The sequence below is a fragment of the Paraburkholderia aspalathi genome (genome assembly GCF_905220735.1).
In the GTDB taxonomy this organism is placed as follows: Bacteria; Pseudomonadota; Gammaproteobacteria; order Burkholderiales; family Burkholderiaceae; genus Paraburkholderia; species Paraburkholderia aspalathi.
Genome location: NZ_CAJNBA010000003.1, coordinates 343,833 through 369,708, shown reverse-complemented (window position 1 = coordinate 369,708; position 25,876 = coordinate 343,833). Strand labels below are relative to the sequence as shown.

Sequence of the window (25,876 nt, the reverse complement as noted above, 5' to 3'; positions counted from 1 at the left end):
CCTTATGCTCGATCAGCAACACGTTCGCCCAACAGGCCCGACGGACGGAACACCAGCACGATAATCAGCACGATGAATGCGAACACGTCCTGGTAGTTACTGCCGAATACACCGCCCGTGAGGTTGCCGATATACCCCGCCCCCAACTGTTCGATCAGGCCGAGCAGCACGCCGCCCACCATTGCCCCGCCGAGGTTGCCGATCCCGCCCAGCACCGCCGCGGTAAAGGCCTTCAAACCTGGGATGAAGCCCATATAGAAGTGTGCGTTACCGTATTCGGACGCGATCATCACGCCGGCAAGAGCGGCCAGCGCCGAGCCGATCATGAAGGTCGCCGAAATCACGAAGTTCGGGTTCACGCCCATCAGGCTGGCAACGCCCGGGTTCTCAGCGATCGCACGCATCGCGCGGCCGAGCTTGGTCTTGTGGACCAGCAGCAGCAGACCGCCCATCACGAGGAACGCCACCACGATGATCACGATTTCGGTCATCGAGATCACGGCGCCAGGCGTCGTGTCGGTGGCCTTGATCACGTTGATCGGGTCGGTAGGCAACAGCTGCGGGAACGGCAGCGGGTTGCGCGACCAGATCATCATCGCGAGGGTTTGCAGCAGGATCGACACACCGATCGCGGTGATCAGCGGGGCGAGACGCGGTGCTTTACGCAACGGCCGGTAGGCCACGCGCTCAATCGTGTAGCCGACCACCGAGCAAACCACTGCCGCGATGATCAACGCGATGATGAGCGTCGGCACATTGCCGAGGCCGGGGAAGTGGTTCTGAAGCACGCCTATGGCTGAGAGCGCAACCATCGCGCCCACCATCAACACATCGCCGTGCGCGAAGTTGATGATGCCCAGGATGCCGTAAACCATCGTATAGCCCAGTGCGATGATGGCGTAAACGCTGCCAAGCACCAGCCCGTTGAGGACCTGCTGGATGAAGATATCCATTTAATGCTCCTTAGCCCGTGCGACTGGATTCGCGTTCTTCATCAGCCGGTGGGCGGTGATGCGGTACGCCAATCTCAACGGCACTGCGGGTACTGATGTAAAAGACCGGTAAGGGTTATCCGCTGCCCGTTTCGTCTTACGACTGGGATGCAGTCGGGGACGAATCGATGGCGGATGCAAAAACGGCACCGTTGGGTGGTTTCGGTGCCGTCAGGCTGTACGTCCCGTCATCACATCTTCACGACGTCGAGAACCGCTTTCTTGCCGTCCTTGAAGTCGTAAAGCGTAATGGCGCCCTCTTTCAAATCACCCTTGTCGTCGAACGCGATGTGGCCGATTACCCCGTTGTAATCGGTGGACGGCATCGCAGCCAGCACCTTGGGCGCCTCGATAGAATTAGCGCGCTTCATTGCATCGACAATCACGTACACAGCGTCATACGTGAACGGTGCGTAAATCTGCACCGGCGTGTGGAAGCGGTCTACGTACTTCTGTTCGAAGTCCGCTCCCTTGTCCATTTTCGAAAGCGCGAGTCCCGCCTCCGAACAGACCAGGTTTTGCACGGCGGTTCCCGCCAGCTCACCCACCTTGTCGGTACACACACCGTCGCCGCCAAGGATTTTTGCCCTGATACCGAGCGCCGCCGCCTGTTTGGCAAACGGCCCGCCCGTCGCGTCCATTCCGCCGAACATGATCACGTCCGGCTGAACACTCTTGATCTTTCTAAGGACGGCTTGAAACTCCGTAGCCCTGTCATTCGTGGCTTCACGCGCGACGATCTTCGCCCCGCTCGCCTGTACCGTCTTCGCGAACTCGTCGGCCAGTCCCTTACCGTATACGGTCGAGTCGTCGACAATCGCGATGCGTTTCGCGCCGAGCACTTTCGTCGCGTAGTTGGCCAGCGCCGGGCCCTGCTGGGCATCGGTCGCGACCACCCGATAAGTCGTCTTGAAACCTTGCTGCGTGTACCCCGGATTTGTCGACGACGGCGAGATCTGCACGATCCCGGCATCGCTATAGATCTTTGACGCCGGAATCGAGACACCTGAATTCAGGTGGCCGACCACGGCGACAACGTGATCGTCGACAAATTTTTCAGCGACCTCCGTACCCGTTTTCGGGTCCGCTGCATCATCTTGTGCGTCGAGCTCCAACTGGATCTTGTGACCGTCGATGGTCAAGCCCTGCTTATTGATTTCCTCGACCGCCAGACGCGCGCCGTTTTCATTGTCCTTGCCAAGATGCGCAATGCCGCCCGTCAATGGGGCCGCATGACCGATCTTCACAACAGTTGCTTCACTCGCCGGTGCCGCTGCCGCCGTGGCAGCCGATGCACCTGCTCCCGCCTCGCCTTCCTGCTTTTTGCCGCACGCGGTCAACATCGCAACCGCGGTCACGATGGACACGGCGTAAGCAAACTTGACTCGCATTAAGTAGGTCTCCTGCGCCTTGCAAAATCTATTGTTCGGGACCCGGAGGCCTTGAGAACGCGCGCATTGTAACTCCAATTATGCGACGGGCAATATTGTTGAAACGGTGGGGTTTTCCTGCATTGCAACCTTATTTTGAGAGAGGAATTCCGCAAAAGGCGCAACCGGGTTGCGACTATTTTTCGTGCATCAGTTGCACCATCGTCGCACCCAATGGCATCAAGTGTTGCAGCGATCTGGCCCGATCCCTGATTGCGCCGTGGTTCGCGTTAAGTATTACGTTTCCATTGATATCAGAATGCGCGCACTATTTTAGTGCGTCAAAAATCGGGGCAACACGTTTGAAACGATTTAAACGGGGCCACATCGTCCAAAAATTGTTTAAAAGCCAAATCACAATTCAAAGGAATTTGTGTGGGAGAACACTTAAAACGGCCCAGGGCGCTGATCTGGCACTTTATTTTGGACGGGCCCACGAATCCGCGGACGTAAAAAAAGCGCGCCCTTGGGCGCGCTTTCCTTTCAGAAACGTCGGCTGATTGTCAGGCAGGCAGACCCAGCCCGCGCGGCAGCGGAAATGCGATGTTTTCCTCAATGCCGTCGAGCGCGCGCACGTTGCGCACGCCAAGCTCACGCAACCGGCCAATCACCGCTTGCGCCAGCGCTTCCGGCGCCGAGGCGCCCGCCGTCACACCGATCCGGCGCTTGCCTTCGACCCATACCGGATCGATCTGGTCTGGCGAGTCAACCATATAAGAAGGCACGCCAAGCTTTTCGGCCAGCTCGCGCAACCGGTTCGAGTTCGAACTATTCGGGCTGCCAACCACGATCACGACGTCGCATTGCGGCGCCATGAACTTGACCGCGTCCTGGCGGTTTTGCGTGGCGTAGCAGATGTCCTGCTTCTTCGGCTCGCGGATCGCCGGATATTTCGCCTTCAGGGCGCCGATGATCTCGGCTGCGTCGTCGACCGACAGAGTGGTTTGCGTCACGAACGCGATCCGCTCGGGATCGGCCAACTGCAAGGCCAGCACGTCTTTGATGTCTTCCACCAGATGCATGCCTTCGCCCGCCTGCCCCATCGTGCCCTCGACTTCAGGGTGGCCCTTGTGGCCGATCATCACGATGTCGAAGCCGTCCTGGCGCATTTTCGCGACTTCGATATGCACCTTGGTCACGAGCGGACAGGTGGCGTCGTACACCCGCAGGCCGCGCGACTCGGCTTCCGAGCGCACCGCTTTCGACACGCCATGCGCGCTGAAAATGACCGTATTGCCGGCCGGCACTTCTTCCAGTTGCTCAATGAAAATTGCGCCCTTCTTGCGCAAATCCTCGACGACATAGGCGTTATGGACGATTTCGTGGCGCACGTAAATCGGCGAGCCGTGCAGCTTGATGGCCCGCTCTACGATTTCAATGGCCCGATCGACGCCGGCACAGAACCCACGCGGCTGCGCCAGCAGGATCTCGGTTTCGGCAAGAGTCGTATCCGTGATGCTCATGTTTACAGAATCCCGATGATTTTCACTTCAAACGCCAGCGCCTGGCCGGCAAGCGGATGGTTGAAATCGAACAACGCCGACGTCTCGCCAACTTCCTTGAGGACGCCCGCGTAGCGGCCGCCACCCGGCGCGTTGAATTCGACCAGGTCACCCGGCGAGAAATCCTCGCCGATCATGCTGTTTTCGCGCAGCGTGGCCAGCGAGACCCGCTGGATCAACTCCGGATTGCGCGGACCGAACGCCTGACCCGGCGTTAGCTGAAAGGTCGAATGGTGGCCCACCTTCAAACCCAGCAAAATGTCTTCCAGCGGCGGCGCCAGTTGACCCGCGCCGAGCAGCAGCGTAGCCGGATTGTCGGTAAACGTATTGATGACTTCGGCGCCATCGGCAAGGGAAAGCCGGTAATGAAGCGTGACGTGTGAACCGGGTTTCACTTCGGAAATGTCGATGATGCTCATGCAATGCTCGCTCAGTCGAAGCGCTCTGCACGCGTGCGCCGCGGGCGCAGTTGACGCCGCAGTTGACGCGCGTGGCAAACCCTCGGGGTGCCGTGCGCAAAGCGTCTATTGTAAGCCACATAGCGGGCGGCGGCTTGGCCGTCGCGCGCATCGCGGCACGGCCGCGCACCGCGCGCCGCCACAAATCCGAACTGGAGGATGTATATCTATATGGCTGACTATGCCTGCACGATGGACGAAGCGACACTGGAAGCGGCGTTGCCGGAGCCCGCTGCGCCCGACGCCGCCGTACTCGCGGCCCCCGCCCCGGCGTCGCCACGCGCTGGCGCCGCGGCTGGTCATACCGCAGCGGACAGCTCTGCCGAAGCCGCCGCGGACGGCGCCACACCTCTGACCCGGCCGCTTGTACGCGGCAAATGGCACAAGAACGACATGCCACGCGAGCGGCTGATCGAGGAAGGGCCCAGCGTCCTGTCCGACACCGAAATGATCGTGCTGGTGCTCGGCGCGGGGCTGCCGGGCCACGACGTGTTCAACGTTGCACGCACCCTGCTCGACCGCTTCGGCTCGCTACGCGCGATGCTCGACGCAACTTACTCGGACTTCGACGGCCTGCGCGGTATCGGGCCGGCGAAAAAAACCCAGCTGATGGCCATTATGGAAATGGCGCGGCGTTCGCTGGTCGATAAAATGCGTGATCGCTCGCTAATGAACTCGCCTGAGGCCGTGCAAGACTATCTGCGCCTGCGTATCGGCGGAAGTCCCCACGAAGTCTTCCTGTCGCTCTTTCTCGACGCCCGCCACCGTCTGATCCGCTGCGAGGAGAGCGCCCGAGGCACGCTCACGCGCATGGCCGTCTATCCGCGCGAAATCGTGCGGCGGGCGCTAAACCTGAATGCGGCCAGCCTGATCGTCGCGCATAATCACCCTTCCGGCGCCGTCCAGCCGAGCGCGAGCGACTGCCGGCTGACGCATACGCTGCGCGAAGCCCTTGCGCTGATCGACGTACAATTGATCGACCATCTGGTGATCGGCGCGGATCACACGTACTCGTTTGCCCGCGCCGGCTGGCCCTAACACGGCGCCAACCAGGGTCGCAGCAACGTCGTGCCGAGTTCAGCATCGCAAATAAGGTTTGATTTTGCGGCTTTTTTTCTGCTAGAATTCCGGTTTGCCTATTTCCAACCCCCTGTTCCGAAGCCACCAAGGCGTTCCGGAAAGGAAACGTGCCTCGAGTTTCAATAAACTCTCAAGCGCGGCTCTTTTCGGGAAACTTTCACGGCGTTCGAACTCAGAATTAGCGTATTAGGAGTGCTCTCATGGCACGCGTATGCCAAGTAACTGGGAAAGCGCCGATGAGCGGCAACAACGTTTCCCACGCGAACAACAAAACCAAGCGCCGGTTCCTGCCGAACCTGCAAAACCGCCGTATTTGGGTGGAAAGCGAAAACCGTTGGGTGCGTCTGCGCGTTTCGAACGCCGGCCTGCGCCTGATCGACAAGAACGGTATCGACGCTGTGCTCGCAGATCTGCGCGCACGCGGTGAAGCCTAAGGAGTAAATCATGGCGAAAGGCGCACGCGACAAGATCAAGTTGGAATCGACCGCAGGCACGGGTCACTTCTACACGACGACAAAGAACAAACGCAACATGCCGGAAAAGATGCTGATCAAGAAATTTGATCCGGTCGTCCGTAAGCACGTTGACTACAAGGAAACCAAGATTAAATAAATCTTGGCTCCTGCCTGACGAAGGCAAAAAGATTCGCAAAAAAGCCTCGCATTCGTGCGAGGCTTTTTTGTTTTCAACTTCCCAGTATCGTGCTGATTAGCTCTCCTTTGCCCACTTAGGACAGTCTTATCCCGTTCGGCCAGCTTTCCCTCATTCGTCGCGACGCGTATCCTTTCTCGTTTTGGCGGCATGCACACAGCATGCCGTCATGGCAAAACGAAAGACGGAGATGCAGGCGATGGAATTCGATGTAGCGATTGTCGGTAGCGGTCTGGCAGGCTTGAGCGTCGCGCTCAACCTCGCGGAGACCCGGCGGGTTGCGGTGGTCGCCAAGCGATCGATGACCGAAGGCGCGAGCGATTGGGCGCAAGGCGGAATCGCCGCCGTTCTTGATTCGGCAGACAGCATCGAAAACCACGTGCGCGACACACTGATCGCCGGCGGCGGCCTGTGCGATGAGGCGGCGACGCGCTTTATCGTCGAGCATGGCCGCGCTGCGATCGAATGGCTAATCGCGCAAGGCGTGCCGTTCACCAAAGACGACGCCGCCGAACTCGGCTTTCATCTGACACGCGAAGGCGGCCACAGCCATCGTCGGATCATTCACGCTGCGGATGCAACGGGACATGCCGTGGTCACCACGCTCAGCGAGCGCGTACGCCGTCATCCGAACATCACCCTGCTCGAGGACCATTACGCGATCGACCTGATCACGTCCGACCGCCTCGGTTTGCCGGGGCGTCGCTGCCATGGTCTGTATGCACTCGATCTGCAAAGCGGCCGCACCGTGACAATCGAAGCGCCGCATACCGTGCTCGCCACCGGCGGCGCCGGCAAGGTCTATCTGTACACCACCAACCCCGACACTGCGACCGGCGACGGCATCGCAATGGCCTGGCGCGCCGGCTGCCGCGTGTCGAACATGGAATTCATCCAGTTCCATCCCACCTGCCTGTTCCATCCTTATGCGAAGTCGTTCCTGATCTCGGAAGCGGTACGCGGCGAAGGTGGCATTCTGAAGCTGCCGGACGGCACGCGCTTCATGCCGAACCACGATGAGCGCGCCGAACTCGCGCCGCGCGACATCGTCGCGCGCGCAATCGACTTCGAGATCAAGAAGCGCGGCATCGACTGCGTCTATCTCGACATCAGCCATCAGCCGCCCGAATTTCTGCGCGAGCACTTCCCGACGATTCTGGCTCGCTGCCTGGAATTCGGCATCGACATCACCAAAGAGCCGATTCCGGTTGTGCCCGCCGCGCACTACACGTGCGGTGGCGTCGTGACGGACCTGGCGGGCAGGACTGACCTCGCCGGTCTCTATGCGGTCGGTGAAACGTCATGCACAGGCCTGCACGGTGCGAACCGGCTTGCCAGCAATTCCTTGCTCGAGTGTCTCGTGATCGGGCGCTCCGCCGCGCAGGCGATCGAGGAAGAAGGCTTCAGCGCCGCCGTCCATGCTCCGCTGCCTGACTGGGACGAAAGCCGTGTGTCCGATCCGGACGAAGAAGTGGTGGTCGCGCACAACTGGGATGAACTGCGCCGCTTGATGTGGAACTATGTCGGCATCGTGCGGACGGACAAACGGCTGGCCCGAGCCAAGCATCGGCTTGCCTTACTGCGTGACGAGATTCATGAGTATTACGCGAACTTCAAGGTGAGCCGCGATTTGCTTGAACTGCGCAATCTGGTCGACGTGGCGTCATTGATCGTCGAAGGCGCTCGTTCACGGCGTGAAAGCCGCGGCTTGCACTTTAGCCGCGATTGGCCGGCGACGTTGCCGAAAGCGCTGCCGACTGTGCTATCGCCGGAACATGTGCGTAACCGCAACGTGTGATTTCTGAAGCTGAAGTGAAAAAGCCATCGCCGGTTTCCCTGCGATGGCTTTTTCATGGATGGCGAACGCTTAAGCGTGCACGGTTCAGACGATTCGCATCGAGTAATCCGTCGCACGCACATCTTTGGTCAACGCGCCGATCGACACGCGGTCGACGCCTGTTTCCGCAATGGTACGCACCGTCTCGAAGTTCACACCGCCAGACACTTCCAGCACCGCTCGCCCCGCCGTGATACGCACTGCTTCACGCATCGCGTCGAACGAAAAGTTGTCCAGCAGAATGGATTGCGCGCGATGCGCCAACGCGGTTTCCAATTGTGCGAGCGTTTCGACTTCGATCTGAATCGACACGCCTGCATTCAGCGCGAGCGCCGCATCCATTGCGGCCCCGACACCGCCCGCTGCAGCGATGTGGTTTTCCTTGATCAGAATGCCGTCGTACAAAGCGAGCCGCTGATTCGCACCGCCGCCCACGCGCACGGCGTATTTCTGCGCGAGCCGCAAGCCCGGCAAGGTCTTACGCGTATCGAGGATGCGCGTTTGAGTGTGGGCGATTGCGTCGACATAGCGGCGCGTTGCGCTCGCCACGCCCGACAGCAGCTGCAAGAAATTCAACGCATTGCGTTCCGCAGTCAACAGCGCACGGACAGGGCCACGCAGTTCGCAGACCGGCGTATCCGCGGTCATCCGATCGCCCTCGCGATAACGCCACTGCACTTCGATGCGCGGATCGACCTGGCGCATCACCGCGTTGAACCAGAGCACGCCGCACAGCACGGCATCTTCACGCACGATGATGCGTGCATCGCGCACGTCGTCCGCAGGAACAAGGCGACCGGTTTGATCACCTGCGCCAACATCTTCTGCCAGCGCGTCAGCGACGTTACGCGCCAACGCCGCATCGAATGCCGCGCCGTACTGCGCATGAATCTCCGCGAACAGCGGCGACACCGCCTCGACCTGATTGCGCTCCACTGCCCCTTCAACCGCCCCCATTACGCCGCTCCCACGTTCGAATACAGTTGCGCGTCGCGTGCGAGATCGCCGCTGGCTTGCACGCGCTTCTTGTGACGCGCCGCGAAGTCGAGCATCCGGTCGATCGGCAGACGCGCGCGCTCGCCGATCGCTCGATCGACGAAGATTTCGTTGTGCCCACGTTCGAGCACCTCGGCTAGATTTGCGAGGCCGTTCATCGCCATCCACGGGCAATGCGCGCAACTCTTGCAGGTCGCGCTGTTGCCGGCCGTGGGCGCGGCGATCAACGTCTTGCCAGGCGCGGCGAGTTGCATCTTGTGCAGAATGCCGAGATCGGTCGCCACGATGAAATGCGTCGCGTCGAGTTTTTGCGCGGCGTCGATCAACTGCGTGGTCGAGCCGACCACATCTGCTTGCGCGACCACGTTAGCCGGCGACTCCGGATGCACCAGCACTTTCGCGCCCGGATACTCGGCGCGCAGCAGATCGAGTTCGATGCCTTTGAATTCGTCGTGCACGAGACACGAGCCCTGCCACAGCAGCATGTCCGCACCGGTCTTGCTCTGGATATAGCTACCGAGATGCCGATCCGGCGCCCAGATGATCTTTTCGCCGCGTGCGTGCAGATCGGCAACGATTTCCAGCCCGATCGACGACGTCACCATCCAGTCCGCGCGCGCCTTGACCGCCGCACTGGTATTCGCATACACGACCACCGTGCGATCCGGGTGCGCGTCACAGAACGCCGAGAATTCATCGACCGGACAGCCGAGGTCGAGCGAACAGGTCGCGTCGAGATCCGGCATCAGAATGCGCTTGTCCGGACTCAGGATTTTCGCCGTCTCACCCATGAAGCGCACGCCCGCCACCACCAACGTCTGCGCCTCGTGATCGCGGCCGAAGCGCGCCATTTCCAACGAGTCGGCCACGCAACCGCCGGTTTCGTCGGCGAGTTCCTGCAGTTCCGCGTCGACGTAGTAGTGCGCGACGAGCACGGCTTTCTCGCGCTTAAGCAATGCGCGGATGCGCTCTTTCAGCGCCACCTTCTGTTCCGCCGACGGCGCGTCGGGCACCTTCGCCCACGCCTGCCCGATCCCGCAGGTCGTGCCCTGCGCCTGTGGCCGGTCGTATTCGACGGTCCTGATCGCCTGCTGATCCATGATCTCCTCTGCCTTCGCTCTGCCGCCGCGGACTGTCAATCGTGTGTCGTTGAAATTGCCGCGGCCCAAAAAGCAAAACCCCGCCAACGCGGGGTTTTGTGACGTAACGAAATTTTAATAGATTTCGCGCTAAGGCATACGATCAGGCATAACGGCGCAAACGCATTGCAAAGTCCTGCAGTGCTTTGATACCGCTCTGTTCCGCGCGATGACACCAGTCTTGCAACTGAACCAGAAGTTGGTCGCGCGACGCATTCGAGCGCTCCCACATCGCCGCGAGTTCATTGCGCATGTCGATGTAAGTCTTGAGCTTCTGGCTATTCGCGAAGATCTGCGGCAACTGGCGCTTCTGCGGCTCATCGAGACCCGCTTCTTCCTTGTGGAACCAGCTACGCGCACCGCGCATCACCTGATACTTCTCGCGTGCGCCTACTTCCTTCAGATGTGCCAGTTCCTGGCGATAAGCACGCTTGAGCGCCTTGCCGTAACGCGCCATCACTTCATAGCGGTTTGCCAGCACGGCTTGCAACGTATCCTGATCGAGAACCAGTTTGCCGGTGGTCAGACGCGGCGTAGGCGCGATCTTCTTCACCTTGGCCAGACGGAACGCCGACATGATGCGGATGTACATCCAGCCGATGTCGAACTCGTACCACTTATTCGACAGCTTGGCCGACGTCGCATACGTGTGGTGGTTGTTGTGCAGTTCTTCACCGCCAATGATGATGCCCCACGGGAAGATGTTGGTGCTGGCATCCGACGAGTTGAAGTTGCGGTAGCCCCACCAGTGCGCGAGGCCGTTCACCACGCCAGCCGCCCAGAACGGGATCCACACCATCTGCACGGCCCAGATCGTCAGGCCGACGACGCCGAACAGCGCGACGTTCAGCACCATCATCAGGCTCACCCCGAGGATCGGGTACTTGGTGTAGACGTTGCGTTCCATCCAGTCATTCGGCGTGCCGTGACTGAACTTGCGCATCGTTTCTTCATTCTTGGCTTCGGAACGGTACAGTTCCGCGCCTTCGAGCAGCACCTTCCAGATGCCGCGCGTTTGCGGGCTGTGCGGATCTTCTTCGGTCTCGCACTTGGCGTGGTGCTTACGGTGAATCGCGGCCCATTGGCCGGTCAGCATGCCGGTGGTCATCCACAGCCAGAAGCGGAAAAAATGACTGACGATCGGATGCAGCTCCAGCGCGCGGTGCGCCTGGCAGCGATGCAGATAGACCGTTACGCCAATGATCGTGATGTGCGTCGCGACCAGCGTGTACAGCACAAGTTGCCACCACGAAAAGTGCAGCAAACCGTGAGCAAGGAAATCGAGCAAGGAATTCAACAAGGCAATTTACCTGTGGAACAAGAGACGCCAGACACACGCGAAATGCGCGTGTCAAGAAAGTGAAAGCATACAGCGGGATTGGACGATATTCTACTTGAAGCGTTCCAAGTGTTTGTAACAAATAGGGATTTTTTGTGCGCTATCAACCAGATGGAACGCGCCGGAGGTCTTTTTTGGACCTCCGGCGCGTTCGCAGTGCCCGTCAGTGGGCGCTGTCCGCCTGATTGGCCGCGGGAGCGGTCATTGTTACCGCTTGCGGCATCGCGTCGCTGATGTTGCCGACGATTCGCACTTCGCGTTGCGCGAAAGGAATTGCGATGTCGTGTTCGGAGAACAGACGCCAGATGTTGCGATTCACGGCCGAACGCACGCCTGACGTGCCTGTTGCCGCATCCTCGATCCAGAAACCCAGTTCGAGGTTGATCCCGTCGGGGCCGAAGCCAACCAGATAGGGCGTAGGCGCCGGTTCCTGCAACACCCGCGCGACGCCCTGAGCGGCCTCGGTGAGCAACGCCATCGCCTGCTCCACGTCGGTGGAGTAGGAAACCTGCACGGCCGCCTTGGCGTAGCCGCGCGTCAGATAGGACGACTGGTTCTGCACCACGTCCGTAATCAGCTTTTCGTTCGGAATCAGCGTTTCGATGCCGTCGAGACCGCGCACCACCGTATACCGCGTGCGGATCTGCGTGACCATGCCCTGCAAGCCGCTGACGTTGATCGTGTCGCCGATGCGCAGCGAGCGGTCGATCAGGATGATGAAGCCCGAGACGTAGTTGCTGGCGATCTTCTGTAAACCGAACCCGAGCCCGACACCCAGCGCACCGCCGAACACGCCCAGTACCGTGATGTCGATGCCGACCAGCGACAGGCTGATCAGGATGGCCGCCAGCACGAACGCAGCACGCCCGACTCGCGCCACCACCACCTTGAGGTTGGCATCGAGCGTCTTCGAACGCATCAGACGATCTTCGAACGTGGCGCCGAGCCACATCGCGACGATCATCGTCACACACACCCACAGAAGCCCCGTGGTAAGCGAAAGCAGCGTCATGTGCGCATTCGCGACCCGGAAGCGTACGCTGCCCATCCACGTGATCACGTCGTCCTGGATGCCCATCACGGTGAGCACCATGCCGATCCAGACGACCAGCGAAACGATCTTCTCGACGAGGAACAGCCACGGATGGTTCGCGCCGTCCTGACTGAAGACCCGTCGCGCGAAGAAAAACACGATGTAAATCAGGCCGATACCGAACAGCGGCACCAGCGCCAGATCGAGCAGCGCGGTGTGCATGAACTGGCTGGTGATCGCCTGTGCAACCCACACAAGCGCCGCGCCAATCAGCGGGAAGAATGCGCGGTTCAGGCTCTCCGCGCCGAAACGCAGGGTCTGGTAACGCGTCTGGCGCCGCAGATCGAGCGTGCGCCGCAACAGGCGCGCGATCAGCCAGGCAATGGCGAGCGTCACGAGCAGGACGCCGACCTGCCACAGCATCACCGGCTGGCCGAAGTCGCGCGCGAGGTCGCCGAACATATGAGGAAAAATGCGGTTTTGCATGATATCGCCGAAATCGCCGGCGCAGCGGGGTTCAATTCAGAAAAGGAACCCGGTTGCGCCGACAGATAGCCGGTTGCGTTTAGCTCTGGCGTTCCAGCACGGCTGCGAAGAAGCCATCAGTAGCGTGGCGGTGCGGCCACAACGACAGGTAATCGCCCATTTCCAGCTCGATGCGCTGCTCAGCGAGCACGTCGCGCGCCGGCACCAAGGCGAAGTCCGGATGGTCGGCGAGGAATTGCTGCACGACGGCTTCGTTTTCCGCTTCCAGAATCGAACAGGTTGCGTAGACGAGACGGCCGCCCTTCTTCACCAGACGCGAGGCGCTGGCCAGAATCGACGCCTGCTTCGGCGCCAGTTCGGCGACCGATTCCGGCGACTGGCGCCACTTCAGATCCGGGTTACGACGCAGCGTACCCAGCCCGCTGCACGGCGCGTCGACCAGCACCCGGTCGATCTTGCCGGCCAGACGCTTGATCTTGGCATCGTGCTCACTATCGATCAGCACCGGATTCACGTTCGACAGCCCGCTACGCGCCAAGCGCGGCTTGAGCTTGGCCAAACGCCGCTCGGAGACGTCGAAGGCGTACAGACGCCCGGTGGAACGCATCGCCGCGCCCAGCGCCAGCGTCTTGCCGCCCGCGCCCGCGCAGAAGTCCACGATCATTTCGCCGCGCTTGGGGGCAACCAGCGAACACAGCAACTGGCTGCCCTCGTCCTGGACTTCGACCCAGCCGTGCTGGAACGCGTCCAGCTTGGTAAGCGGCGGCTTGCCGACCACCCGCACGCCGAACGGTGCGAAAGGCGTCGCGCCACCTTCGATGCCGGCCTTCGACAGCGCGTTCAGCACGTCGTCGCGGCTTGCCTTGATCGGGTTCGCGCGCAGGTCCAGCGGCGCCGGATAGTTCAGCGCGGCGGCCAGTTGCGCCAGTTCCGCGGGTTCGAAGCGCTTGGAAAGCGCCTGATAGATCCAGTCGGGCAGATTCAGGCGAATCCGCAGCGGCAGGCTCTCCGGGTCGATCTTCGCGACGTGTTCGAGCCAGTGCGATTCGGTATCAGTCAAGAACGGCTTGAGGGCCGTGCGGCCGGCCGTCTGCATCAGTCCCAGCAAGGCCATGCGGCGCGCCGGGCTGCCCGCGCCGCCTTCGGCCAGATGAGCGAATTCCATCCGGCGGCGCAGCACGGCGAAGACCGCTTCGGCGATCACGCCGCGCTCGCCGTGCCCGAGCTTAGGATGCGCGCGGAAAAAGCGGCTCGTCGTGGCGTCGGCGGGGCCGTTCAGCTTCAGGACTTCAGCCAGCAAAGTCTCGGTTTGTCCAATCAAAAAACCATGTAATCTCATGCGCCCTCTCCGGCGGTGTGACCGGCAAAGAGCCATTGCGGCTCCGGCGGCGTAAGCGTGACGCGCAAGCCGTCGAGAGCAAGACGCCCTTCGACGAACCAGCGCACCGCGCGTGGATAGATAATGTGTTCGGTTGCCAGCACGCGTTCGGCGAGCGTGGCGGGGGTGTCGCCAGCCTCAACGGGGACGGCCGCCTGCGCGACGATCGGCCCGTGATCCAGCTGCGACGTGACAAAATGCACCGACGCGCCGTGCAGCCGCACGCCGGCGTCAAGTGCCTGTTGATGGGTTTTCAGGCCCGGAAAGCTCGGCAGCAGCGACGGATGCACGTTCAGCATGCGTCCGGCGTAATGGTCGACGAAACCGGCCGTGAGCACCCGCATGAAGCCGGCGAGCACGACGAGATCAGGTGCGAAGCTGTCGATTTCTTGCGCCAGCGCGGCGTCGAAGCTGTCGCGATCGGGAAACTGGCGGTGGTCGACCACCGCCGTGGCAATGCCGTGCGACGCTGCGAACGCAAGGCCCGCGGCGTCAGGACGGTTGGCAATCACAGCGGCGACTTGCGCCGCCCAGCCTTCGTCCGCGCAGGCGCGAATGATAGCTTCCATGTTGCTTCCCCGTCCGGAAATCAGGATGACGAGTTTTTTCATCCGCGGATTTTATCATTCGGGGGACACTGAAACGGCGACGCGCCGCCGTCTCGTGCGCTGAGCGTTTATAATCGTTTGTTTTGCGGCATATCGGCCGCCCTACCTCAAACCCGCTATCGTGAGAGTCTTCCGCGGTCTTCCCAATGCCGAAAGCCGTGCGCCCTGCGCACTGACCATCGGCAACTTCGACGGTGTCCACCGCGGCCATCAGGCTTTGCTCGCCCACGTCCGGGCCGCCGCCGATGCTCGCGGCCTGCCCGTCTGCGTGATGACCTTCGAGCCGCACCCGCGCGAATTCTTCAACCCCGCCGGCGCGCCGCCGCGAATCGCCATGCTGCGCGACAAGCTCGAGGCGCTGCGCACCAACGGTGTCGACCGGGTCGTGGTCGAGCATTTCAACCATACCTTCGCGAGCCAGTCGCCGGATGCGTTTGTCGAACGGATCATCGTCAATGGGCTGCATGCTCGCTGGGTCATGATCGGCGACGACTTCCGCTACGGCGCCAAGCGCGCGGGCGATTTCGCCTCGCTCAAGGCCGCGGGTCAACTGCACGGTTTCGAAGTCGAGCAGATGGCAACCGTGGCCGATCCGTCCGGCGCGCGCATTTCCAGCTCGGGCGTGCGCGCGGCGCTGGTAGCGGGCGATCTCGACTCCGCGCGTGCCGCGCTGGGCCGCGATTACCTGATCAGCGGCCACGTCGTACATGGCATGAAGCTCGGTCGCGACCTCGGCTTCCCCACGCTCAATCTGGCGATCGCGCACAAACGCCCGGCACTGGCCGGCATTTTCGTGGTGCGCGTGCATGGCGTGGCCGACGAACCGCTGCCTGGCGTCGCCAGCCTCGGCCTGCGCCCCACCGTCGACGATTCCGGCCGCGTGCTGCTCGAAGTACACCTGCTCGACTGGCACGGCGACGCGTATGGCAAACTCGTGCGCGTCGAATTCCTGAAGAAGCTGCGCGACGAGGAAAAATACGTCGACCTCGAAACGCTGACCGCCGCCATCGCGCGCGACGTCGCCAATGCGCGCGCGTGGTTCGCGGCCGTCGGCGCCGGCACGCCGGGCAGCCGATCCACCGGTTTCGCCACTTCGGCCACTGACCGAATTAGATAGCCGCCGCGGTACATGTGAGCGCGCTGAAGCGCTGCATGTACCCACTGCTGCGCGCATCGAAGGGCGTCCGTGGATTACGCGACATGCCTGCCGGGCGCGCCCAACGCCCTGCGCATCTTGCGCTTACCGCAGCCTCGCTGCGCTTAGAAAGAATTCACCGCGACCTCATCATGAGCAACAAGAAAGCCGATTCGAAACCGCAGTCACGCTACCCGGTCAACCTGCTCGACACGCCGTTCCCGATGCGTGGCGACCTGCCCAAGCGCGAGCCGCAATGGGTCAAGGAATGGCAGGAACGCAAGGTCTACGAGAAGATCCGCGCCGCCTCCAAGGGCCGTAAGAAATTCATCCTGCACGACGGCCCGCCGTATGCGAACGGCGACATCCACTTGGGCCACGCGGTCAACAAGATCCTTAAGGACATGATCGTCAAGGCGCGCAATCTGGCGGGCTTTGACGCGGTCTATGTGCCGGGCTGGGATTGCCACGGCATGCCGATCGAAATCCAGATCGAAAAGCAGTTCGGCAAGTCGCTGCCGGCGGCCGAAGTGATGCAGAAGGCGCGCGCTTACGCGACCGAACAGATCGAGAAGCAGAAGGTCGGCTTCCGCCGTCTGGGCGTGCTCGGCGACTGGGATAACCCGTACAAGACGATGAACTTCACGAACGAAGCCGGTGAAATCCGCGCGCTCGCGAAGATCATGGAAAAGGGTTACGTCTTCCGCGGCCTGAAGCCGGTCAACTGGTGTTTCGACTGCGGCTCGGCGTTGGCCGAAGCGGAAGTTGAGTACAAGGACAAGACCGATCCGACCATCGACGTGCTGTTCAGCTTCGCCGAGCCGGAAAAGACCGCGCAGGCGTTCGGCCTGAATGCGCTGCCGCGCAACGAAGGCGGCATCGTGATCTGGACCACCACGCCGTGGACCATCCCCGCCAACCAGGCGCTGAACCTGCATCCGGAAATCGTCTACGCGCTGGTCGATACACCACGCGGCTTGCTGATCCTCGCCGAAGAACGTGTTGAAGCGTGCCTGAAACTGTATGGGCTGGAAGGCACGGTCATCGCGACCACGCCGGGCGCGAAGCTCGTCAACCTGCGCTTCAATCACCCGCTCGCCTCCGCGCATCCGGCCTACAAGCGCACGGCACCGGTTTATCTCGGCGACTACGTGACGACTGAATCCGGTACGGGTGTGGTGCACTCGTCGCCGGCGTACGGCGTGGAAGACTTCGTGTCGTGCAAGGCGCACGGCATGGCCGATTCGGACATCATCAATCCGGTGATGGGCGACGGCCGTTACATCGAATCGCTCGCGCTGTTCGGCGGCCTGTCGATCTGGGCGGCGAATCCGCAGATCGTCGAAGCCCTGCAAGCGGCCGGCTCGTTGCTGCGCACCGAGAAGTACACGCACAGCTACATGCACTGCTGGCGCCATAAGACGCCGATCATCTACCGTGCGACGTCGCAATGGTTCGCCGGCATGGACGTGAAGCCGAACGACACCGACAAGACGCTGCGCGAAACCGCGCTCGAAGGCATCGAGAACACCGCCTTCTATCCGTCGTGGGGCAAACAGCGCCTGTTCAGCATGATCGCCAACCGCCCGGACTGGACGCTGTCGCGTCAGCGTCAATGGGGCGTGCCGATGGCGTTCTTCGTGCACAAGGAAACCGGCGAGCTGCATCCGCGCACGCTGGAATTGCTCGAAGAAGTCGCGCAACGCGTAGAGAAGGCCGGCATCGAAGCATGGCAAACGCTCGACCCGCGCGAACTGCTCGGCGACGACGCCAACATGTATGAAAAGAACCGCGACACGCTCGACGTCTGGTTCGATTCGGGCACCACGCACTGGCACGTCCTGCGCGGCTCGCATAAAGACGAACTGCAGTTCCCGGCTGATCTGTATCTGGAAGGCTCGGACCAGCACCGCGGCTGGTTCCACTCGTCGCTGCTGACGGCTTCGATGCTCGATGGCCGCCCGCCGTACAACGCGCTGCTCACGCACGGCTTCACCGTCGACGGCGAAGGCCGCAAGATGAGCAAGTCGCTCGGCAACGGTATCGACCCGCACGAAGTGGCGAATCGCCTTGGCGCGGAAATCATCCGCTTGTGGATCGCCTCGACCGATTACTCGGGCGAACTGGCGATCTCCGAAGAGATCCTGAAGCGCGTGACGGAAGGCTATCGCCGCATCCGCAACACGCTGCGCTTCCTGCTCGCGAACCTGTCGGACTTCGACTTCGCGCAACACGCGCGTCCGGTCGAAGACTGGCTCGAGATCGACCGTTACGCGGTGGCGCTGTCGGCAAATCTGCAAAACGACATCCTCTCGCACTACGACAAATACGAGTTCCACCCGGTGGTCGCCAAGCTGCAGACGTTCTGCTCGGAAGACCTGGGCGGCTTCTATCTGGATGTGCTGAAAGACCGTCTGTACACCACGGCGGCTGACTCCGTCGCGCGCCGCTCGGCTCAGACCGCGCTGTATCACATCGCACACGGCCTGCTGCGCCTGATGGCGCCGTTCATGTCGTTCACCGCGGAAGAAGCGTGGAAAGTGTTCCAGCCGAACAGCGAAACGATCTTCACCGAGACGTATCACGCGTTCCCGGCGGTGCCGCAAGCCGGCGAGCTGCTCGACAAATGGACACTGTTGCGCGCTGCTCGTAGCGATGTGACCAAGGCGCTCGAAGAAGCACGCGTTGCGAACCTGATCGGTTCGTCGCTGCAGGCGGAAGTCGAAATCCGCGCGAGCGGCGCACGTTACGACGCGCTCACGAGCCTCGGCGACGACCTGAAGTTCGTGCTGATCACGTCGGCGGCGACCGTCGTGAAGGTCGATAGCGAAGCGGAAGAAAGCGTTGAGGTGATCGCCTCGAAGTATCTGAAGTGCGAACGCTGCTGGCACTACCGCGCGGACGTCGGCGCCAACGCCGAGCACCCCACCCTGTGCGGCCGCTGCTTCAGCAATCTGTTCGGCAACGGTGAAGTGAGGAGCGCGGCATAATGGCGAAAACCATGTCGAAATCGTCAGCTGCCGGTGGTTCGCTGGCGCCGTGGCTCGGTGTCGCGCTGATCGTGATCCTGTTCGATCAGCTCACCAAGATCGCGGTCCAGAAGGTGTTCGCCTACGGTGTTCCGCATGAGGTCGCGCCGTTTTTCAACCTGATCCTCGTGTACAACCGCGGCGCCGCCTTCAGCTTCCTCGCGATGGCGGGTGGCTGGCAGCGCTGGGCGTTCACCGCGCTCGGCGTGGTCGCGGCGCTGGTGATCTGCTATCTGCTCAAGCGCCACGGCGGGCAGAAGATGTTCTGCACGGCGCTCGCGCTGATTCTGGGCGGCGCGCTTGGCAACGTGATCGACCGGCTGGCGTACGGCCATGTGATCGACTTTCTCGATTTTCACGTACGCACGTGGCACTGGCCGGCGTTCAATCTCGCCGACAGCGCGATCACGATCGGCGCGATCCTGCTCGTGCTCGACGAGTTGCGGCGCGTGCGCGGCTCGCGGTAACGCGTATAGGTAGACCACGCTTTGTCGGAGGCTTTCGTTGGCAACCGCAGAACTCGCAGGAAAACACCTCGTCCTCGGCATGACGGGCGGCATTGCCTGCTATAAGATCGCCGAACTCACGCGTCTGTTGACCAAGGCCGGCGCGACCGTGCAGGTCGTCATGACCGAAGCGGCCACGCAGTTCATCACCCCCGTTACGATGCAGGCGCTGTCCGGCCGGCCGGTCTACACGAGCCAGTGGGACACTCGCGTGCCGAACAACATGGCGCATATCGATCTCTCGCGTGAAGCCGACGCGATCGTCATTGCGCCCGCCTCCACCGACTTCCTCGCCAAACTTGCGCACGGCATGGCCGACGACCTGCTGTCGACGCTGTGTGTCGCGCGCGATTGCCCGCTGCTCGTTGTGCCGGCGATGAACCGGCAGATGTGGCAAAACCCGGCCACCCAACGCAACGTCACGCAGTTGCGCGCGGACGGCATCGAAGTGCTCGGCCCCGATTCGGGTCCGCAAGCCTGCGGCGAAGTCGGCGACGGTCGCATGCTCGAAGCGGCCGCGACTTACGAAGCGATCACGTCATTCTTCTCGCCTAAGATCCTGTCCGGCCGTCGTGTGTTGCTGACCGCCGGCCCGACCTTCGAGCCGCTCGATCCGGTGCGCGGCATCACCAATCGTTCGAGCGGCAAGATGGGCTTTGCGCTGGCGCGCGCCGCGCAACAAGCCGGCGCCGAAGTACATCTGATCGCCGGCCCCGTCGCGCTGGAAACGCCGTGGGGCGTGTTCCGCCAGGACGTGCAAACCGCGCAGCAAATGCACGACGCGGTGATGCGCTCGGTCGCGGACGCCGACATCTTCATCGGCGTGGCCGCGGTGGCCGACTGGCGCGTCGATCACGCCAGCGAACACAAGATCAAGAAGACCGCCGAGCGCGCACTGCCCACCTTCACATTCGTCGAGAATCCGGACATCCTGGCAGCGGTCGCCAAGCTGCCGCATCCTCCGTTCGCAGTCGGCTTTGCAGCGGAAAGCGGCGACCTCGAAGTGCACGGTGAAGAAAAGCGCGCGCGCAAGAACGTGCCGCTCCTGATCGGCAATCTCGGCCCGCTCACTTTCGGTCTCGACGACAACGAGGTCATTCTGTTCGAAGCAGGCGGTGCAACCAAACTGCCACGCGCCGACAAGCAGACGCTCGCGCGCGCCTTGATCGTGGAAATTGCCAGGCGTCTGCCCGACACAAGTCTGATCCGCTAAAGCTGCGCGTGGCGGCGCAAACTGCTTTCGCCGCGCGCGCCTTTAGCGTACCGAATTATCTGGAGCAGTACTGACATGACGCTACTTTCCGTGCTCGATCAAACGCCCGTGATCGGCGGGCACTCAGTGGCGGACGCAATTGCCGCCACCGTCGAACTCGCGCAGCTGGCTGACGATCTCGGCTACACGCGCTACTGGTGCGCCGAGCATCACGGCTTGCGCGGTGTGTCGAACCCATGCCCCGAGGTCATGCTGGCGCGCCTCGGCAGCGTCACCCAACGCATTCGGCTGGGCTCCGGCGGCGTGATGCTGCCGTACTACAGCCCGTTCAAGGTCGCCGAGCAGTTCATGATGCTCGAGGCGTTATTCCCGAATCGCATCGATCTCGGCGTAGGCCGCGCTCCAGGCGGCGACATGCAAACAGCGCAGGCGGTCGCAGCCGGCGCCTACAACCGCGGCGACATTTTCCCGCAGCAGGTTGCCGATCTCGTCGGCCTGATGCACGGCACGTTGCCCACCGATCACATTGCGCACGGTGTACTGCTGCAGCCGCAGATTGCTACACGCCCGCAACTGTGGATGCTCGGCTCGAGCGAATTCGGCGGCCTCCTGGCGGCACAACTCGGTATCCGCTTTGCGTTCGCGCATTTCATCAACGCGCATTTCGGGCACCAGGTGGCGCTTGCCTATCGCGAGCGCTTCAAAGCCAGTCTGGAAACGCAACAGCCGTATCTCGCCGCCGCCGTCTTCGTGATTTGCGCGGACACGGAGCAGGAAGCCGCCGATCTGGAAAAGGCCGTCGACCTGCGTCGCGTGCAAATGGCCTATGGCCTGAACGAGCCGATCCCGACAATCGAACAAGGCATCGCGCAAGAATACGGCGAACGCGAGCGACTGGTGATCGACCGCGAGAAGCCGCGCAGTATCATCGGCACGCCAGAAACCGTCACTGAACGGCTGCATGCCTTGCAGGAGCAGTTCCAGGCCGACGAATTGATCGTGCTCACCGTAGCGGGCAGCTATCGCGCCCGGCTGCGCTCCTATGAACTTCTTGCCGACGCGTTCGAACTCGGACGCCCGGCCTCCAATCCTTAAACCTTCGAACCTGCATGAAACTCGACCTGAAGATTCTCGATGCGCGCATGCGCGAACAACTCCCGGCCTACGCAACCACTGGCAGCGCGGGGCTCGACCTGCGCGCCTGCCTCGACGAACCGTTGACCCTCAAACCCGGCGAAACCGCGCTGGTGCCGACGGGTCTGGCGATTCACGTCGGCGATCCGGGTTATGCGGCGTTGATTCTGCCGCGTTCGGGTCTGGGTCATAAGCACGGCATCGTGCTCGGTAACCTGGTCGGGCTGATCGATTCGGATTATCAAGGGCAACTGATGATTTCGACGTGGAATCGCGGCACAACCACGTTCGTGCTGAATCCGATGGAGCGCCTCGCGCAACTGGTGATCGTGCCCGTCGTGCAAGCCGAGTTCAATATCGTCGACGATTTCGAAACCAGCGAGCGTGGCGCGGGTGGATTCGGCAGCACCGGCAAGCACTAAGCGTATCGATAAGCGTTGAAGCTTCGCTTGCTTCCAACTAGCAACAAGCGTTTCGCACAACGCAAAAAGCAGAACGGCGCGGGGTTCAACCCGCGCCGTTCTGCTTTCAGGTGAGACTGAAACGCTTACTCGACCGACTTATTCAACCTCGACCGCTTCCGGATTCGGATTACGCGGTGCCGGATGCTCGTCGAAGGTCAACTGCACCTTGTCTTCCGCATCCACGTCGACCGTCACGCGCCCGCCGTTCATCAGCTTGCCGAACAGCAACTCGTCGGCCAGCGCACGACGGATCGTGTCCTGGATCAGACGTTGCATCGGCCGCGCACCCATCAACGGATCGAAACCGTGTTTCGCGAGGTGAGCACGCAACGCGTCGGTGAAGAGCGCGTCGACCTTCTTCTCATGCAACTGATCTTCCAACTGCATCAGGAACTTGTCGACCACGCGCATGATGATTTCTTCATCGAGCGAGCGGAAGCTGATCGTTGCGTCCAGACGGTTACGGAACTCCGGCGTGAACATGCGCTTGATGTCGACCATTTCGTCGCCGGTTTCCCGACGATTCGTGAAGCCGATCACCGCCTTGCCCATTGCCTCGGCGCCCGCGTTCGTCGTCATGATGATGATGACGTTGCGGAAATCCGCCTTGCGGCCGTTGTTGTCCGTCAGCGTGCCGTGGTCCATCACCTGCAGCAGCACGTTGTAGATGTCCGGATGCGCCTTCTCGATTTCGTCGAGCAGCAACACGCAATGCGGCTTCTTCGTGACAGCTTCGGTCAACAGACCGCCCTGGTCGAAACCGACATAGCCCGGCGGCGCGCCGATCAAACGGCTCACCGCATGACGCTCCATGTATTCCGACATGTCGAAGCGAATCAGCTCGATCCCCAGCGTGAACGCCAGTTGCTTCGCCACTTCCGTCTTGCCGACGCCCGTGGGGCCGGAGAACAGGAACGCGCCGATCGGCTTGTCCAGCTTGCCCAGGCCCGCACGCGCCATCTTGATCGCGGCCGACAGCGCGTCGATGGCCGGGTCTTGCCCGAACACCACGCTCTTCAGATCGCGATCCAGCGTTTGCAGCTTGCTGCGATCGTCTTGCGACACGCTTTGCGGCGGGACGCGAGCAATCTTCGAGATGATTTCTTCGATCTCGTTCTTGCCAATGGTTTTCTTCTGCTTCGACTTCGGCAGGATGCGTTGCGCCGCGCCCGCTTCGTCGATCACGTCGATCGCCTTGTCCGGCAGATGACGATCCGTGATGAAGCGTGCCGACAACTCAGCCGCCGCCGACAGCGCACCCGACGAATACTTCACGCCGTGGTGCTCTTCGAAGCGCGACTTCAGGCCACGCAGGATCGCCACCGTCTGCTCGACGGTCGGCTCGGTTACGTCGACCTTCTGGAAACGGCGCGACAATGCCGCGTCTTTTTCGAAGATGCCGCGATATTCCGTGAACGTCGTCGCGCCGATGCACTTCAAAGTGCCCGACGACAACGCCGGCTTCAGCAGATTCGATGCGTCCAGCGTACCGCCCGACGCAGCGCCCGCGCCGATCAGCGTATGAATTTCGTCGATGAACAGAATTGCGTGCGGACGTTCCTTCAATTCCTTGAGGACCGTCTTCAGGCGTTGTTCGAAGTCGCCGCGATACTTGGTGCCGGCGAGCAGCGCGCCCATGTCGAGCGAATACACCTGCGCATCGGCCAGAATATCCGGCACTTCGCCGCGTGTAATGCGCCAGGCGAGCCCTTCGGCGATCGCGGTCTTGCCGACACCTGCCTCACCGACCAGCAGCGGATTGTTCTTGCGGCGGCGGCATAGCACCTGGACCACACGCTCGACTTCCGACTCGCGCCCGATCAGCGGGTCGATGCGGCCGTCTTTCGCCATCTGGTTCAGGTTCTGCGTGAACTGGGCGAGCGGCGTTTCCTTCTGCGCGGCGGCTTCGTCGGACTCGGCATTCGCGTCGCTCGCTTTCGCGGCGTCCGTGCTGCTGGTCTTGGCAATGCCATGCGAGATGAAATTCACCACATCCAGACGCGTCACGCCCTGCTGTTGCAGGTAGTACACCGCATGCGAATCCTTCTCGCCGAAGATCGCCACCAGCACATTCGCGCCGGTCACTTCCTTCTTGCCATTCGAGGTGGATTGCACATGCATGATCGCGCGCTGGATCACACGCTGGAATCCCAGCGTGGGCTGCGTGTCGACGTCGTCCGTGCCGGGCACGGTCGGCGTGTTGTCATGAATGAAGTTGCGCAGGTTCTGGCGCAGATCCTCGATATTGGCCGCGCATGCACGCAACACCTCCGCCGCTGTTGGATTGTCCAACAGTGCCAGCAAAAGATGTTCGACCGTTATGAACTCGTGCCGCGCCTGGCGTGCTTCCATGAACGCCATGTGCAGGCTGACTTCCAGTTCCTGGGCAATCATGCTTCCTCCATCACACACTGCAGCGGATGCCCGGCCTGCCGTGCGTGGGTAACGACTTGCTCGACTTTGGTCGACGCGATGTCCCGCGTATAGACCCCACAAACTCCCCTGCCCTCGCGATGCACCTTCAACATCACCTGCGTTGCGGTTTCACGATCTTTATTGAAATATTCCTGCACGATCATCACGACAAATTCCATTGGCGTGAAGTCGTCATTCAGCAGCACTACCTTGTACATGGAAGGCGGCTTCAGCTTCTTTTCCTGCCGCTCCAGTACGGTGCCGTCCTGCTTGTCCGGGATAATCGCCATACACCCATTCTAAACAACTAGGACAGGCCCGCAATCCTGTCAAAACCCAGCCGACCGGCCGGTGAGCCCGTTCGCTCCCGCCTGATGGGTAAATACCCCAAAGCGGTGCGTCATTCGACGAGCCGATTGCGGAGCCGGCCCCTATCCTGTGATGCGTCGCGGCCGTGCTGCGCCGCAGTCGGATCGAGTATCGCACAACCTGCCCATGCTGGCTGACGGCACGCGCCCGGCCAGCGGACGGTGTGCGACCCGCAGAACAGCATGTGAGTCGATTATGCGACTTTTCAAGACAGCACGCTTGGGCAACCGCACATAAGAAAACAAAAGCGGGAAAAACCCTGGAAAACGCCTGTTTGCAACGCGACAACGACGTCTCAAAATTTTCTTGACACTCGAATAAAGAGCCTCAACAATCAAGCTGGCACTTTTTTCACTGCGCCATAAATCGAAAAAATGCCGATGGTGAGCTTGTGAGGAGGGAGCGGCTGCATCGCGCGGTCGTCGAGCTTTTCGAGGGCTCGTGGTAGTGACATGAGTTACAGGGGAAGTTGGAATGGCAACTGGTACGGTCAAATGGTTCAATGACGCAAAAGGTTTCGGATTCATCACGCCTGACGAAGGTGGTGAGGATCTGTTTGCACACTTCTCGGCCATCCAGATGAATGGGTTCAAGACCCTCAAGGAAGGTCAAAAAGTAACCTTCGAGGTCGTGCAAGGCCCGAAAGGCAAACAGGCATCGAACATCCAGGCACCTGCCTGAA

23 protein-coding genes are annotated in these 25,876 nt (G+C 61.5%); 11 read left to right on the top strand and 12 right to left on the bottom strand.

Features of this window, described 5'->3' with window-relative positions; all coding sequences use genetic code 11:
• Nucleotides 1-2: 2 nt before the first annotated feature.
• The 4 genes from KHO30_RS20495 to KHO30_RS20480 form a co-directional block, all read right to left on the bottom strand.
• On the bottom strand, nt 3-953 hold the full coding sequence (locus tag KHO30_RS20495; protein ID WP_200618030.1) for a branched-chain amino acid ABC transporter permease: 951 nt from the start codon (nt 951-953) through the stop codon (nt 3-5).
• Nucleotides 954-1,183: 230 nt separating this feature from the next.
• Nucleotides 1,184-2,383 carry a branched-chain amino acid ABC transporter substrate-binding protein gene (locus KHO30_RS20490; RefSeq protein ID WP_200618028.1) on the bottom strand — a complete coding sequence of 400 codons (1,200 nt, stop codon included), beginning with the start codon at nt 2,381-2,383 and terminating at the stop codon, nt 1,184-1,186.
• Between the two features lie 542 nt (nt 2,384-2,925).
• Complete coding sequence (gene ispH, locus KHO30_RS20485; RefSeq protein ID WP_093638909.1) at nt 2,926-3,885, bottom strand: 4-hydroxy-3-methylbut-2-enyl diphosphate reductase; 960 nt, start codon at nt 3,883-3,885, stop codon at nt 2,926-2,928.
• A gap of 2 nt (nt 3,886-3,887) precedes the next feature.
• Nucleotides 3,888-4,343, bottom strand: coding sequence for an FKBP-type peptidyl-prolyl cis-trans isomerase (locus KHO30_RS20480; RefSeq protein ID WP_054042637.1), 456 nt, complete (start codon nt 4,341-4,343; stop codon nt 3,888-3,890).
• 210 nt (nt 4,344-4,553) lie between these two features.
• Here KHO30_RS20480 and radC point away from each other — a divergent pair, with 210 nt between their 5' ends.
• The 4 genes from radC (at nt 4,554) to nadB (ending at nt 7,911) form a co-directional block, all read left to right on the top strand.
• Entirely contained in the window at nt 4,554-5,420 is an 867-nt protein-coding gene (gene radC / locus KHO30_RS20475; RefSeq protein ID WP_244864096.1) for a RadC family protein, read from the top strand.
• Between the two features lie 242 nt (nt 5,421-5,662).
• Complete coding sequence (gene rpmB, locus KHO30_RS20470) at nt 5,663-5,896, top strand: 50S ribosomal protein L28 (protein WP_007180631.1); 234 nt, start codon at nt 5,663-5,665, stop codon at nt 5,894-5,896.
• A 10-nt stretch (nt 5,897-5,906) separates the two neighbouring features.
• Entirely contained in the window at nt 5,907-6,074 is a 168-nt protein-coding gene (rpmG, locus tag KHO30_RS20465; RefSeq protein WP_006050116.1) for a 50S ribosomal protein L33, read from the top strand.
• A gap of 238 nt (nt 6,075-6,312) precedes the next feature.
• Nucleotides 6,313-7,911, top strand: a complete 1,599-nt coding sequence (gene nadB / locus KHO30_RS20460; protein ID WP_093639273.1) for an L-aspartate oxidase — start codon at nt 6,313-6,315, stop codon at nt 7,909-7,911.
• Between the two features lie 84 nt (nt 7,912-7,995).
• Here nadB and nadC read toward each other — a convergent pair whose 3' ends face one another.
• The 6 genes from nadC to purN all read right to left on the bottom strand — a co-directional run bounded on the left by nadC (nt 7,996) and on the right by purN (nt 14,932).
• The gene (nadC, locus tag KHO30_RS20455; protein ID WP_093638905.1) at nt 7,996-8,907 is read right to left on the bottom strand and encodes a carboxylating nicotinate-nucleotide diphosphorylase; all 912 of its coding nucleotides are present in this window, start codon (nt 8,905-8,907) and stop codon (nt 7,996-7,998) included.
• Nucleotides 8,907-10,046, bottom strand: a complete 1,140-nt coding sequence (nadA, locus tag KHO30_RS20450) for a quinolinate synthase NadA (protein ID WP_211702031.1) — start codon at nt 10,044-10,046, stop codon at nt 8,907-8,909. The genes nadC and nadA overlap by 1 nt, the downstream gene beginning before the upstream one ends.
• A 142-nt stretch (nt 10,047-10,188) precedes the next feature.
• Nucleotides 10,189-11,385 carry a DesA family fatty acid desaturase gene (locus tag KHO30_RS20445; protein ID WP_054042639.1) on the bottom strand — a complete coding sequence of 399 codons (1,197 nt, stop codon included), beginning with the start codon at nt 11,383-11,385 and terminating at the stop codon, nt 10,189-10,191.
• A gap of 202 nt (nt 11,386-11,587) precedes the next feature.
• A complete protein-coding gene (locus KHO30_RS20440) occupies nt 11,588-12,943 on the bottom strand; it encodes a mechanosensitive ion channel family protein (protein ID WP_211702029.1) in 1,356 nt (451 codons plus the stop codon).
• Nucleotides 12,944-13,022: 79 nt separating this feature from the next.
• The gene (locus tag KHO30_RS20435) at nt 13,023-14,282 is read right to left on the bottom strand and encodes an RsmB/NOP family class I SAM-dependent RNA methyltransferase (protein WP_093638896.1); all 1,260 of its coding nucleotides are present in this window, start codon (nt 14,280-14,282) and stop codon (nt 13,023-13,025) included.
• Nucleotides 14,279-14,932 (bottom strand): phosphoribosylglycinamide formyltransferase, encoded by a 654-nt coding sequence (gene purN / locus KHO30_RS20430; protein WP_093638893.1) that lies wholly within the window; start codon nt 14,930-14,932, stop codon nt 14,279-14,281. The genes KHO30_RS20435 and purN overlap by 4 nt, the downstream gene beginning before the upstream one ends.
• A gap of 118 nt (nt 14,933-15,050) precedes the next feature.
• On the opposite strand from purN, the gene KHO30_RS20425 reads away from it, so the two are divergent.
• The 6 genes from KHO30_RS20425 (at nt 15,051) to dut (ending at nt 22,368) form a co-directional block, all read left to right on the top strand.
• Nucleotides 15,051-16,046 carry a bifunctional riboflavin kinase/FAD synthetase gene (locus KHO30_RS20425; RefSeq protein WP_054042648.1) on the top strand — a complete coding sequence of 332 codons (996 nt, stop codon included), beginning with the start codon at nt 15,051-15,053 and terminating at the stop codon, nt 16,044-16,046.
• 170 nt (nt 16,047-16,216) lie between these two features.
• On the top strand, nt 16,217-19,054 hold the full coding sequence (ileS, locus tag KHO30_RS20420; protein ID WP_211702027.1) for an isoleucine--tRNA ligase: 2,838 nt from the start codon (nt 16,217-16,219) through the stop codon (nt 19,052-19,054).
• Entirely contained in the window at nt 19,054-19,560 is a 507-nt protein-coding gene (lspA, locus tag KHO30_RS20415; protein WP_093638890.1) for a signal peptidase II, read from the top strand. The genes ileS and lspA overlap by 1 nt, the downstream gene beginning before the upstream one ends.
• Before the next feature lie 37 nt (nt 19,561-19,597).
• Nucleotides 19,598-20,812 carry a bifunctional phosphopantothenoylcysteine decarboxylase/phosphopantothenate--cysteine ligase CoaBC gene (gene coaBC, locus KHO30_RS20410; protein WP_211702025.1) on the top strand — a complete coding sequence of 405 codons (1,215 nt, stop codon included), beginning with the start codon at nt 19,598-19,600 and terminating at the stop codon, nt 20,810-20,812.
• A 75-nt stretch (nt 20,813-20,887) separates the two neighbouring features.
• Nucleotides 20,888-21,907, top strand: a complete 1,020-nt coding sequence (locus KHO30_RS20405; RefSeq protein WP_093638884.1) for an LLM class flavin-dependent oxidoreductase — start codon at nt 20,888-20,890, stop codon at nt 21,905-21,907.
• A 14-nt stretch (nt 21,908-21,921) separates the two neighbouring features.
• Nucleotides 21,922-22,368, top strand: a complete 447-nt coding sequence (dut, locus tag KHO30_RS20400; protein ID WP_054042650.1) for a dUTP diphosphatase — start codon at nt 21,922-21,924, stop codon at nt 22,366-22,368.
• A 138-nt stretch (nt 22,369-22,506) separates the two neighbouring features.
• Here the strand turns inward: dut and clpA are convergent, their stop codons facing one another.
• Both clpA and clpS read right to left on the bottom strand, forming a co-directional pair.
• A complete protein-coding gene (clpA, locus tag KHO30_RS20395; RefSeq protein WP_074282414.1) occupies nt 22,507-24,804 on the bottom strand; it encodes an ATP-dependent Clp protease ATP-binding subunit ClpA in 2,298 nt (765 codons plus the stop codon).
• Nucleotides 24,801-25,115, bottom strand: coding sequence for an ATP-dependent Clp protease adapter ClpS (gene clpS, locus KHO30_RS20390; RefSeq protein WP_006050100.1), 315 nt, complete (start codon nt 25,113-25,115; stop codon nt 24,801-24,803). The genes clpA and clpS overlap by 4 nt, the downstream gene beginning before the upstream one ends.
• Nucleotides 25,116-25,668: 553 nt before the next feature.
• Here clpS and KHO30_RS20385 point away from each other — a divergent pair.
• On the top strand, nt 25,669-25,875 hold the full coding sequence (locus KHO30_RS20385) for a cold-shock protein (protein WP_007180614.1): 207 nt from the start codon (nt 25,669-25,671) through the stop codon (nt 25,873-25,875).
• Nucleotide 25,876 lies beyond the last annotated feature (1 nt).